We start from the raw sequence: 12,349 nt of genomic DNA, 5'->3' as shown, positions 1-12,349 counted from the left end.
GTGGCTAACTTGCGCGTAGAAGTGATCAGTCTGTTTCCCGAGATGTTTTCCGCCATCAGCGAGTACGGCATCACCAGTCGGGCGGTGAAACAGGGGCTCTTGCAGCTCACCTGTTGGAATCCGCGAGACTACACGACGGATCGACATCACACTGTGGACGATCGCCCGTTTGGCGGTGGTCCGGGCATGGTGATGAAGATCAAGCCCCTGGAAGATGCTCTGGTTCAGGCCAAGGCAGCAGCCGGGGAGGCGGCGAAGGTGATTTACCTGTCCCCCCAAGGCCGTCAACTGACTCAGTCGGCGGTACGCGAGTTGGCGAATCTGGATGCATTGATCCTGATTGCCGGCCGCTATGAAGGCATTGACGAGCGTTTTATTGATGCTCATGTCGATGAAGAGTGGTCGATTGGCGACTATGTACTGTCTGGCGGCGAGCTGCCGGCGATGGTCCTGATCGATGCGGTTACACGACTGCTGCCTGGAGCTTTAGGGCATGCGGACTCCGCAGAGGAAGATTCCTTTACGGATGGTTTGCTGGATTGCCCGCACTACACCCGACCGGAGGTGTATGCGGATCAGCGTGTTCCCGACGTATTGCTAAGTGGCAATCACGCGCACATCCGGCGTTGGCGTTTACAGCAGTCCCTTGGTCGGACCTTTGAACGACGCGCCGATCTTCTGGAAAGCCGCTCGCTTTCTGGAGAAGAGAAGAAGCTGCTCGAGGAATACATCCGCGAGCGGGACGATAGTTAACAACGTATCGATGGTAGATCCGACGATTTACCTTAGGAGCACAGCATGACTAACAAAATCATCCTTGCACTCGAAGCAGAGCAGATGACCAAAGAGATCCCTACCTTTGCCCCGGGCGACACCATTGTCGTTCAGGTGAAAGTGAAGGAAGGCGACCGTTCGCGTCTGCAAGCGTTCGAAGGTGTTGTTATCGCCAAGCGTAACCGCGGCGTAAACAGTGCATTCACCGTTCGTAAAATCTCCAACGGTGTTGGTGTAGAGCGTACTTTCCAGACCTACTCCCCGCAAATCGACAGCATGGCTGTCAAGCGTCGCGGTGACGTACGTAAAGCCAAGCTGTACTACCTGCGCGACCTGTCGGGCAAAGCAGCTCGCATCAAGGAAAAACTGGCTTAAGTCCAGCTTCCGATGCAAAAAAAAGCAGCCTGCGGGCTGCTTTTTTGTTGCCTGCGGTTTAACGAATTCTCCGGATCGCGGCCTGACGCGAGACCGGGTTGCGGCCATCGCGAGCAAGCTCGCTCCCACAGTAGATCTTCTGCGACCACAATGCCTGTGAACGCCATAGATCCCCTGTGGGAGCGAGCTTGCTCGCGATGCGATTTACGTAGCGTCGCTGGTTTCAGGCTGAATCAACGCCAACAACGTCCACCCTGCTGAAGGCTTGACCGCACTGTCCGGCGTCACCACATGCACCCAGCCACTGTCATCACGAGCAAACAGCAGAGTCGCACGCTCGCCGTGCAACGCCTGATAATCCTCCCAGCCAAAGCCCTCGGTCAGGTTCGTGCTGTACAACTCAGCCCCCTGATGCAGCTGATTGGCCAGCTTGATATAGGTTAACTCCTCATTGCCTAGCAAACGCCCGCGATGTTCATGGCTGGCGCGATGCTTGTCGGTGCGTCGGCTCTCCTGGCCGCTGGCCAGTCCGAACAGCCGTTGATGGCCGAAATCATGGCGAAAACGCATTGCGGCGAGGGTGTTCAACTCCCCGGACGGTGACAACGCCAGCAAATGCCCGAGGCCGACCAGATCCAGATGCGCATCGGCATGTTGCGAGGCCGGGTTGCCAAAATAGGTCGGCAAGCCTTCCATCCGGGCTGCGCGAATGTTTTCCCAGCTCGAATCCGTCAACAGTACGCGACTGCCCAGTTGCTGCAGGGCCTTGCCCAGCGTGCGCGCAGGTCCGTTGGCGCCGATGATCAGAAAGCCGCTCGGTGCCGGTTCCGCCACCTTCAGCAGGCGCGCCAGCGGTCGTGCCGTGGCGCTTTGCAACACCACTGTGCCGATGATCACCGCAAAGGTGAGCGGCACCAGCAGCAACGCTCCCTGGTGACCGGCCTCATGCAGGCGAATGGCGAAGATTGCCGACACCGCCGCTGCCACGATGCCCCTTGGGGCAATCCACGCCAGCAGCGTCCGTTCGCGCCAACCCAGGCTGGAGCCCGCCGTGCTCAGCAGCACATTCAAAGGGCGGGCGATGAACTGAATGACCAGCAGCAAAATCAGCACCAGAGGCCCGAGGCCGATCATGGCGTTCAGGTCCAGCCGTGCCGCCAGCAGAATGAACAGGCCGGAGATCAGCAATACGCTGAGGTTTTCCTTGAAATGCAGGATGTGCCGTACATCCACGCCTTTCATGTTGGCCAGCCACATGCCCATCAGTGTCACGGCCAGCAACCCGGATTCATGGGTGACCTCGTTGGAGGCAATGAAAATACCCAGGACTGCCGCGAGCGCCGCCAGGTTGTGCAGGTATTCCGGCAGCCACTGGCGGCGAATCAGGGTGCCGAGTAACCAGCCACCCAAAATACCGAACAGGCTCCCGCACAAAATCACGCCACCGAAGGTCAGCAGGCTTTCCTTGAGGCCGTTACCTTCGGCACTGGCAATGATGAAGCTATAGACGACTACCGCCAGCAGGGCGCCGATGGGGTCGATGACAATGCCTTCCCAGCGCAGGATATTGGCAATCGACGCTTTCGGGCGCACGACGCGTAGCATCGGTACGATCACGGTCGGCCCTGTCACCAGGGTCAGGCTGCCGAACAGGATGGCCAGCAACCAGTCGAACCCCAGCAGCCAGTGAGTGGCGACAGCAATGACCACCCAGGTGGAGAGGGCGCCAATGGTGACCAGGCGATGGACGACGCTGCCGATTTCGCGCCACTCGGACAGATGCAGGGTCAGGCTGCCTTCGAACAGGATCAGCGCCACCGCCAAGGACACCAGCGGCATCAGCAATGGCCCGAACATTTCTTGCGGGTCGAGCAAGTGCAGCCCGGGGCCAGCCAGGATGCCGGTCAGCAGCAGAAAAAGAATCGCCGGCAATTTCAAGCGCCAGGCCAGCCATTGGCAAAGCAGCGCCGCCGCGCCTATCCCGCCAAATGCCAATAAAATCTGCTGCTCGCTCATTGCTGCTCCCTGTTCCTTGAAATGGCGGCCTATGAAAGACTAGCGGCCGTTTTCATGTCCAATCTTAATTTTGCGTGCAGCCTCAAGGCTGCATGATTCGAGTACCCATGCCTGCCATCGATCACCCGCTGATAGACCAATTCCTCGATGCCCTGTGGTTGGAGAAAGGTCTTTCCGACAACACCCGCGATGCCTATCGCAGTGACCTGGCGCTGTTCAACGGCTGGTTGCAGGAAAAAGGGCTGGAGCTGATCAACGCTGGCCGCGAACTGATCCTTGATCACCTGGCTTGGCGTCTGGAACAAAACTACAAGCCTCGTTCCACTGCGCGATTTCTCTCCGGTGTGCGTGGGTTCTATCGCTATTTGCTGCGGGAAAAACTCATCGCCGTCGATCCGACCCTTCGCATCGACATGCCGCAGCTGGGTAGGCCGCTGCCGAAATCCTTGTCGGAAGCCGACGTGGAGGCGCTGTTGAAAGCGCCGGACCTGAGCGAAGCCATTGGCCAGCGTGACCGGGCCATGCTTGAAGTCCTGTATGCCTGCGGCCTGCGAGTGACAGAGCTGATCAGCCTGACGCTGGAGCAGGTCAATCTACGTCAGGGCGTGCTGCGTGTGATGGGCAAGGGCAGCAAGGAGCGTCTGGTGCCGATGGGTGAAGAGGCAATTGTCTGGGTCGAGCGCTACATGCGCGATGGCCGTGGCGAACTGCTCGGCGGGCGTCCCAGCGATGTGTTGTTCCCGAGTCAGCGTGGCGAGCAGATGACCCGTCAGACCTTCTGGCACCGGATCAAGCACCAGGCCAAGGTGGCCGGGATCGGCAAGTCGCTGTCGCCGCACACCTTGCGCCATGCCTTCGCCACGCATCTGCTCAATCACGGTGCAGACCTGCGGGTGGTGCAAATGCTGCTGGGGCACAGCGATTTGTCTACGACGCAGATCTACACCCATGTTGCCCGGGCGCGCTTGCAGGATTTGCACGCCAAGCATCATCCACGCGGGTGAACTTCCCGAGATCCGCTTTTCTGTGGGAGCGGGCTTGCCCGCGAAGAGGTCGGCACATACAACATTGATTTCGCCTGATACGACGCTCTCGCGAGCAAGCCCGCTCCCACAGGAGATTGTGTCGCCACAAATGTCTTGCATCAGGTGCATTCGGCCATGTGGGCCTTATGTGATAGGCTGGGCCGGTTTGCACGATGGGCGTTTATGACCCGGTGTTTCGGCACGGGCGTTCTGATCGTCCCATTTGTCCGCCTTCAGGAGTTCTCATGCGTCTGACCCAGATTTTCGCCGCCGCAGCCATTGCGTTGGTCAGCACCTTTGCCGTCGCCGATGACGCGGCCGACAAAGCCATTCGTAAAAGCCTGGAAAACCTCCAGCTCGAAGTGCCGGTAGAGACCATCACCGCCAGCCCGTTGCCAGGCCTGTACGAAGTCAAGCTCAAGGGCAGCCGTGTGCTGTATGCCAGCGCCGACGGCCAGTACGTGGTTCAGGGCTACCTGTTCGATCTCAAGGACGGCAAGCCGGTCAACCTGACCGAGAAGACCGAGCGCCAGGGCATCTCCAAGCTGATCAACGCCATCCCGGTTGCCGAAACCGTTGTCTACCCGGCCATTGGCGAAACCAAGTCGCACATCACCGTATTCACCGACACCACTTGCCCGTACTGCCACAAGCTGCACGCCGAAGTGCCTGAACTGAACAAACGCGGCATCGAAGTGCGTTACGTCGCGTTCCCGCGTCAGGGCCTGGGCTCGCCGGGTGACGAGCAACTGCAAGCGGTGTGGTGCTCGAAAGACAAGAAAGCGGCCATGGACAAAATGGTCGACGGCAAGGAAATCAAGGCCGCCAAGTGCGATAACCCGGTCTCCAAACAGTTCGCCCTCGGCCAGTCGATCGGCGTGAATGGCACACCGGCCATCGTTTTGGCCGACGGTCAGGTCATTCCGGGCTACCAGCCTGCGCCACAAGTCGCCAAACTGGCGCTGGGCGCGAAGTAAATTCGCATCGTCACGGCAAGCCTTGACGATCATGGTCCGGTAGCGACATTCGCCGGGCCATCAATAGAGAGCCGCGAGTCTGCGGTTGTTTTCACGGCCGGCCTCGAGTCGGCCGTTTTATGGGGAGTTCACAGTGAAACCGGTCAAAGTAGGCATCTGTGGGTTAGGAACCGTCGGTGGCGGTACCTTCAACGTACTTCAGCGCAACGCCGAGGAAATTGCTCGTCGTGCCGGGCGTGGAATCGAAGTGGCACAAATTGCCATGCGCACGCCAAAGCCTCAGTTCCAAACGACCGGTATTGCGATTACCAACGATGTCTTCGAAGTGGCCACGAACCCTGAGATCGACATCGTCATAGAGCTGATGGGCGGCTACACCGTTGCCCGCGAGCTGGTACTCAAGGCCATCGAGAATGGCAAGCATGTGGTCACCGCGAACAAGGCGCTTATCGCCGTTCACGGTAATGAAATTTTCGCCAAGGCCCGCGAGAAGGGCGTGATCGTTGCGTTCGAAGCGGCGGTGGCCGGTGGCATCCCGGTGATCAAGGCGATCCGCGAAGGCCTGTCCGCCAACCGCATCAACTGGGTAGCCGGCATCATCAACGGCACCGGCAACTTCATCCTGACGGAAATGCGCGAGAAGGGTCGCACCTTCGAAGACGTATTGGCCGAAGCCCAGGCCCTGGGTTACGCCGAAGCCGATCCGACCTTCGACGTCGAGGGTATCGACGCCGCTCACAAGCTGACGATCCTGGCATCCATCGCGTTCGGTATTCCGTTGCAGTTCGACAAGGCTTACACCGAAGGCATCACCAAGCTGACCACCGCCGACGTGAACTACGCCGAAGCGCTGGGCTACCGCATCAAGCACCTGGGCGTGGCGCGCAGCACCGCGGCCGGTATCGAACTGCGCGTGCACCCGACGCTGATCCCGGCCGATCGCCTGATCGCCAACGTCAACGGCGTGATGAACGCGGTGATGGTCAACGGCGATGCTGCCGGTTCGACCCTGTTCTACGGCGCTGGCGCCGGCATGGAACCGACCGCTTCGTCGGTGATCGCCGACCTGGTGGACGTGGTCCGCGCCATGACTTCCGACCCGGAAAACCGCGTACCACACCTGGCGTTCCAGCCGGATTCGCTGTCGGCTCACCCGATCCTGCCGATCGAAGCCTGCGAAAGCGCCTACTACCTGCGCATCCAGGCCAAGGACCATCCGGGCGTATTGGCTCAGGTCGCGAGCATCCTTTCGGAGCGCGGCATCAACATCGAGTCGATCATGCAGAAGGAAGCCGAGGAGCACGACGGCCTGGTGCCGATGATCCTGCTGACCCACCGTGTGGTGGAACAGCGCATCAACGACGCCATCGCTGCTTTGGAGGCCTTGGCGGGTGTGGTCGGTCCGGTCGTACGGATCCGTGTCGAGCACCTGAACTAAGCCGATATCGTTGACCGGGCTCGCTTGCGGGCCCGGCACTACGAACACTGTCCATTGGAGTCAGTCATGCGTTACATCAGTACCCGCGGCCAGGCACCGGCCCTGAATTTCGAAGACGTCCTGCTGGCTGGTCTTGCCACCGACGGCGGTCTGTACGTCCCGGAAAACCTGCCACGTTTCACCCAGGAAGAAATCGCCTCCTGGGCCGGCCTGCCGTATCACGAACTGGCCTTCCGCGTCATGCGCCCGTTCGTCACCGGCAGCATTCCGGACGCCGATTTCAAAAAGATTCTTGAAGAAACCTACGGCGTGTTCGCCCACAGCGCCGTTGCGCCGTTGCGTCAGCTGAACGGCAACGAATGGGTGCTGGAGCTGTTCCACGGCCCGACCCTGGCGTTCAAGGATTTCGCCCTGCAACTGCTCGGTCGTCTGCTCGACTACGTGCTGGAAAAGCGCGGCGAGCGCGTGGTGATCGTCGGCGCTACTTCCGGTGATACCGGCTCGGCCGCCATCGAAGGCTGCAAGCATTGCGAAAACGTCGACATCTTCATCCTGCACCCGCACAACCGTGTGTCCGAGGTGCAGCGTCGGCAGATGACCACGATTTTCGGCGAGAACATCCACAACATCGCCATCGAAGGCAACTTCGATGACTGCCAGGAAATGGTCAAGGCGAGCTTCGCCGATCAGAGCTTCCTCAAAGGCACTCGCCTGGTCGCGGTGAACTCGATCAACTGGGCGCGGATCATGGCCCAGATCGTTTACTACTTCCACGCATCCCTGCAGTTGGGCGGCCCGGCGCGTTCGGTGTCGTTCTCGGTGCCAACCGGCAACTTCGGCGACATCTTCGCCGGTTACCTGGCGCGCAACATGGGCCTGCCGATCAATCAGTTGATCGTCGCCACCAACCGCAACGACATCCTGCACCGCTTCATGAGCGGCAATCAGTACGTCAAGGACACCCTGCACGCCACGCTGTCGCCGTCGATGGACATCATGGTCTCGTCGAACTTCGAACGCCTGCTGTTCGACCTGCATGGTCGCAACGGTGCGGCCATCGCCGGGCTGATGGATTCGTTCAAGCAGGGTGGCGGTTTCAGCGTCGAGCAAGAGCGCTGGACCGAAGCCCGCAAGTTGTTCGACTCGCTGGCCGTGGATGACGCGCAAACCTGCGAAACCATTGCCGAAGTCTACGAGCAGACTGGCGAAGTGCTGGATCCACACACAGCCATCGGCGTGAAAGCTGCCCGGGAATGCCGTCGCAGCCTGGATATTCCAATGGTGATCCTGGGCACCGCCCACCCGGTCAAATTCCCGGACGCCGTGGAAAAAGCCGGTGTAGGAAAAGCGCTCGAACTGCCGGTACATCTTTCTGATTTGTTTGAGCGAGACGAACGTTGCACCGTATTGCCAAATGACCTGAAGGCCGTGCAGGCCTTTGTCAGCCAGCATGGCAACCGCGGCAAGCCGCTGTAACCGGTCAGCACTGTTACATTTTGAAGCCCGTCTCCTGACGGGCTTTTTCATTTCTGCATGCACACTTGTCGTGTTATCGCCGCGAAGGGACAGGCGAATGGATCACCAAGGACGTGGGAATGCTGTTTACAAGTGTGTTCAAGCCAGTCGCGCGCTGGCTGTTTTTATTCGGCATGCTGGGAATCGCCGAATGGGGAGGGGCAAGCCCTGCATCGATTCAGGAGCGTGGGAAGTCTGCCGCACGGTCAATGGTCGTGCTGGATGACCAGGAGTTGCAGTGGATGGCCAAGCATCCTCGGGTCGTGGTCACGGCGCTGGAATACCCGTTGTACCTGTTCAAGGATGAACATGGCCAATGGACGGGCTTGAACAGTGACCTGCTCAAGCGCATCAGTGACATGACGGGGTTGCAGTTCGTTTACCAAGAGTCTTTTTCCACCGATCAGATGCTGGCCCATCTGGAAAGCGGCGCTGCGGATTTGAGTACGACCCTGGCGATGAATGACGAACGCAAGGCGTTTCTTGATTTCAGTCATGCGTTCGGCGGTGCAGGATGGGTCTTTCTCGGGCAGGCCGGAGCACCACCGGTGCAGTCGCTGGAGGATCTGGCGAAGCGGGTACTGGTGCTGCCGACCCGGCATGCACTGGAAGCGATGATCCGTCGCAATTATCCGTCCATCGAGTTGCGTTCGGTTAAAACCTACGCCGAAGCCCGTGCCTGGGTGGAAAGCGGCGAAGCCTACGCCACCATCGAAAGCGAAATCGGCGCCCAGCTTATTCCGTCGGGCCGGCTAAAGATCGACGCCGTGGTGCCGGGAAAATGGGATGCGGATTATCTGGCGGTGCGCAAAGGCCAGCCGCAGTTGCTGAGTATCCTCAACAAGGCGCTTGAGGCGTTTCCTGAACAGGAGTTGCGCGGCCTTCGCCTGAAGTGGTTCGGCGGCGCTACCGTGCCACAGGCGCCTGGCCTCTGGCAGCGGATTGACCAGTGGGTTTGCTGGGGCGTGTTGGTGGTCAGCCTGTTCGGTCTGTTGTCCCTGCTCTGGAATCGGCGGTTGGCGGTGGTGGTCAGGCAACGGGTCGAGGCTCAAAGCAGTCTGCGCGATCAGCTCGCCTTCCAGCATGCCCTGATGGATGCCATGCCTGACCCGATGTTTGTCCGTGATCTGCAAGGGCGCTTGATCATGTGCAACAAAAGTTATGAGGACGCCTTGTCGACGCGTTTTGACCGGATGCAGGGGCGGCAGTTGATCGAGGTCGATGCCATGCCCAGACAAACCGCGGAACTGCTGCATGCCGAGTTCATGGCGCAATTGAGTACGCGCAGGACGCGCTTTTTCGAGCGTCAATTGATGTTCAAGGACGGTGTCAGGGATATCTACCAGTGGACAGTGCCGTTTTATACGGCGGATGGCCAGCTACGAGGATTGTTGGGGGGATGGGCCGACATCGCCCGGCGCACCCGACAGACGTGATGGTTGGGTTTTTTCTCTGTCATGTTCGCCGTGCATGCTCTCTTGACTGGGCTGCAGGTTCGCCTGCAGTCAGTACCCAGAACTTTCTTCTCGGGCCAGCGGTCATTTGTAGTAGGCATGCCCCAGGCACGTTGTTTTCGGACTATTGAGTGGTGATCGGGATGGAAAGTATCAGTCTGTTGCTCGGTGAGGCGCTAAGCCCGTATCAGGTTACGTTGACCCCGTCAGGCATTCGTGGCGAATGCCGGGTGACCCTGAAGAATGCTATCGGCGCGACCGTGGTCGAGCGCGAGTTCAATCAGGCCCAGTTGAATGACAAACGCCTGCTGACGGATGTGGTCGACGGTTTGCATCGCGACGTGCTGATTGCTGAAGGACGCCTTGAGCCTTGTGTGATCGCGGCATTGCGTAATGCGGCGCAGGACAAGCTGCTGGCCAGCCGCAATTGAACGGTTTTTTGCGGGAACCTTCCCGCGCCCAGGTCAGTCAGACTTTGTAACAGCAGGATCAAGCATTGTGCTCCGGTGCTTGTAGCTTGCTGCTACTGGTCTCCAAGCAGACCACGTTTGACCCCGAGTCGTCTCCCCACTTCTCGGGGTTTCTTTTGCCCGGGATTTGTCAGGGGTGCGCCAGATTGTCGAAAAACGCCTTGGTGTCTTTCAGGTAGTCGCTGCGGCTTTCGGGATCCAGCCAGGCGGCGTAGGCCTCATCGAGGCGTTCACGGGGAAGGGTGCGCAACACCTGGTTGATCTCGACAATGGCCTGCCGGCCCTTTGGCGTGTCGGTGCAACCGATATAACCGGACAGGTATTTGCCCGTGCCACGGATCGGATAGAACTGCAATTCATCCTCGGCAATGCCTTGCAGCGAGGCCTGGTAGCGTATTTCCGGGCGATAACCCAACAGCAGGCGCAAGCGTCCCAGGCGCTGCATTTGCAGCAGGCTGCCCAAGGCGTCGTTACCGTAATGAGGGGCCAGCGCGTCGGCTGGCGCTTGCTTGAGCAGTCCGTCGAGGTATTCGCCGTAATTGCGCTCGGCAATAATTCCCAGTTTTTCGCTACCGCTGGCGAGCAGCGCTGCCAGGTCCACTTCGTCGTCCTTGATAAAGGGTGTCAGTACTTTCTGGTCGACGCGCCGCACGGCCAGGCCATTGCTCATGGCGCGGAAGACCGGAATGGAAAAGGCGATCCACTTTTCCCGTTCCTTGCTCCAGTTCAGCGCCGCGTCGCAGACGAGGGACGGTTCGTGGAGCATTTGCAGTCCACGCGCGCGATTGACCCTCATCACGCTGTGCTGGTATTGCGGCATGCCGGCAATCAACATTGGAAGCAATTGATCGATAACGCCCAGACCCTTTTTCGGCCCGTCGAAAATCGTCAGCGGCGGCAGGTCGCGCTTGAGCCAGATCAGGGGTTCCCCGGTTTGCGCCATGGCTGACGGGATCGGTCCAGGGAGCAGGAACAAGATCGCCAGCATGCACAGCAGCCGCCCGCCGCGTGGTGGGCAGTGTCGAATGGGCCATGCGGGCAGGTGCCTCAGCCTAGATGGCGCCGTCTTTGCGCAACTGTGCAATCTGCGTCGCGTCATAGCCAAGTTCCTGGAGTACCTGTGCGTTGTGCTCACCCAGTTGTGGCCCGACCCATTCACATTCCCCGGGTGTCTCTGAGAGTTTCGGCACAATGCCCGGCATCTTGAAGTCTTTGCCGTCCGGCAGCTTGGCTTGCAGGAACATTTCCCGCGCCAGGTACTGGGGGTCATTGAACATGTCTTCGGCGCTGAAGATCCGGCTGGCCGGCACCTCGGCCTGATTGAGCTGCGCCAGCACCCTGTCCAGCGGCAACGAGTTGACCCAGCGATCGATGACGCCATAAATCTCGTCGCGTCGGGCATCGCGGCCATCGTTGCTGGCAAGCTGGGGGTCATTGGCCAAGTCTTCCCGGCCAATGATCAGCATGAAGCGTTTGAAAATCGCGTCGCCATTGGCGCCGATCTGCACGTGCTTGCCATCGGCACTGGTGTGGATCGAGGACGGGGTGATGCCGGGCATGATATTGCCCGTGCGTTCGCGGATGAAACCGAACACGTCGAACTCCGGAACCATGCTTTCCATCATCGCGAAGATGGCTTCATACAGCGCCACGTCCACCACTTGCCCCTGGCCGCCGTTGACCTCGCGATGACGCAGGGCCATCAGCGCGCCGATCACGCCCCAGAGCGCGGCAATCGAGTCGCCGATGGAAATGCCGGTGCGTACCGGTGGGCGGTCTTCGAAGCCGGTGATGTAGCGCAGGCCCCCCATCGACTCACCGACCGCGCCAAAGCCGGGCTGATCCTTCATCGGGCCGGTCTGGCCGAAACCCGACAGCCGCACCATGACCAGTTTCGGGTTCAAGGCGTGCAGGACGTCCCAGCCCAGGCCGAGTTTTTCCAGGACGCCGGGACGAAAGTTTTCGATCAGTATGTCTGCCTCACCCAGCAGCTGTTTCAGGATGGCCTGACCGTCGGGGTGCTTGAGGTTGAGGGTCAGGGACTTTTTGTTGCGGGCCTGGACGAACCACCACAACGAAGTGCCTTCATACAACTTGCGCCATTTGCGCAATGGATCACCGCCGTCCGGGGATTCGATCTTGATTACGTCGGCGCCGAATTCCGCGCAAATACGCGAGGCAAACGGGCCGGCAATCAAGGTGCCCAATTCGATGACTTTCAGACCGGAAAGCGGTTTGGCGGTGAACGGCATGCTGGATCCTGTGGGGCAAAGGTTGAGCGGATAGAGCGTTTTAACATAGCCGA

At 59.7% G+C, this 12,349-nt stretch carries 11 protein-coding genes; 8 read left to right on the top strand and 3 right to left on the bottom strand.

The window, feature by feature from the left end; all coding sequences use genetic code 11:
* The gene (gene trmD, locus PSJE_RS12225) at window positions 1-753 is read left to right on the top strand and encodes a tRNA (guanosine(37)-N1)-methyltransferase TrmD (RefSeq protein WP_007897583.1); all 753 of its coding nucleotides are present in this window, start codon (window positions 1-3) and stop codon (window positions 751-753) included.
* Between the two features lie 45 nt (window positions 754-798).
* Complete coding sequence (gene rplS / locus PSJE_RS12220; protein WP_003175895.1) at window positions 799-1,149, top strand: 50S ribosomal protein L19; 351 nt, start codon at window positions 799-801, stop codon at window positions 1,147-1,149.
* 204 nt (window positions 1,150-1,353) lie between these two features.
* Here rplS and PSJE_RS12215 read toward each other — a convergent pair whose 3' ends face one another.
* Window positions 1,354-3,165 carry a cation:proton antiporter gene (locus tag PSJE_RS12215; protein ID WP_090457557.1) on the bottom strand — a complete coding sequence of 604 codons (1,812 nt, stop codon included), beginning with the start codon at window positions 3,163-3,165 and terminating at the stop codon, window positions 1,354-1,356.
* A gap of 107 nt (window positions 3,166-3,272) precedes the next feature.
* Here PSJE_RS12215 and xerD point away from each other — a divergent pair, with 107 nt between their 5' ends.
* From xerD to PSJE_RS12185, 6 genes are all read left to right on the top strand, one after another.
* Entirely contained in the window at window positions 3,273-4,169 is an 897-nt protein-coding gene (xerD, locus tag PSJE_RS12210; RefSeq protein WP_056853624.1) for a site-specific tyrosine recombinase XerD, read from the top strand.
* 266 nt (window positions 4,170-4,435) lie between these two features.
* Entirely contained in the window at window positions 4,436-5,167 is a 732-nt protein-coding gene (gene dsbC / locus PSJE_RS12205; protein ID WP_057713416.1) for a bifunctional protein-disulfide isomerase/oxidoreductase DsbC, read from the top strand.
* A 133-nt stretch (window positions 5,168-5,300) separates the two neighbouring features.
* Entirely contained in the window at window positions 5,301-6,605 is a 1,305-nt protein-coding gene (locus PSJE_RS12200) for a homoserine dehydrogenase (RefSeq protein ID WP_057713417.1), read from the top strand.
* A 66-nt stretch (window positions 6,606-6,671) separates the two neighbouring features.
* Window positions 6,672-8,081, top strand: a complete 1,410-nt coding sequence (gene thrC, locus PSJE_RS12195) for a threonine synthase (protein ID WP_057713418.1) — start codon at window positions 6,672-6,674, stop codon at window positions 8,079-8,081.
* Window positions 8,082-8,200: 119 nt separating this feature from the next.
* Window positions 8,201-9,556, top strand: a complete 1,356-nt coding sequence (locus tag PSJE_RS12190) for a transporter substrate-binding domain-containing protein (RefSeq protein ID WP_090457556.1) — start codon at window positions 8,201-8,203, stop codon at window positions 9,554-9,556.
* Window positions 9,557-9,717: 161 nt separating this feature from the next.
* Window positions 9,718-10,005, top strand: a complete 288-nt coding sequence (locus PSJE_RS12185) for a DUF3509 domain-containing protein (protein ID WP_046041997.1) — start codon at window positions 9,718-9,720, stop codon at window positions 10,003-10,005.
* A 169-nt stretch (window positions 10,006-10,174) separates the two neighbouring features.
* Here the strand turns inward: PSJE_RS12185 and PSJE_RS12180 are convergent, their stop codons facing one another.
* On the bottom strand, window positions 10,175-11,143 hold the full coding sequence (locus PSJE_RS12180) for a TIGR02285 family protein (protein ID WP_090457554.1): 969 nt from the start codon (window positions 11,141-11,143) through the stop codon (window positions 10,175-10,177).
* A complete protein-coding gene (locus tag PSJE_RS12175; RefSeq protein ID WP_090457552.1) occupies window positions 11,097-12,296 on the bottom strand; it encodes a CaiB/BaiF CoA transferase family protein in 1,200 nt (399 codons plus the stop codon). Before PSJE_RS12175 ends, PSJE_RS12180 begins: the two co-directional genes overlap by 47 nt.
* Window positions 12,297-12,349 lie beyond the last annotated feature (53 nt).

Origin of the sequence: Pseudomonas jessenii (assembly GCF_002236115.1) — a bacterium.
Lineage (GTDB): Bacteria > Pseudomonadota > Gammaproteobacteria > Pseudomonadales > Pseudomonadaceae > Aquipseudomonas > Aquipseudomonas jessenii.
This window is presented reverse-complemented; position numbering and strand designations above follow the sequence as displayed.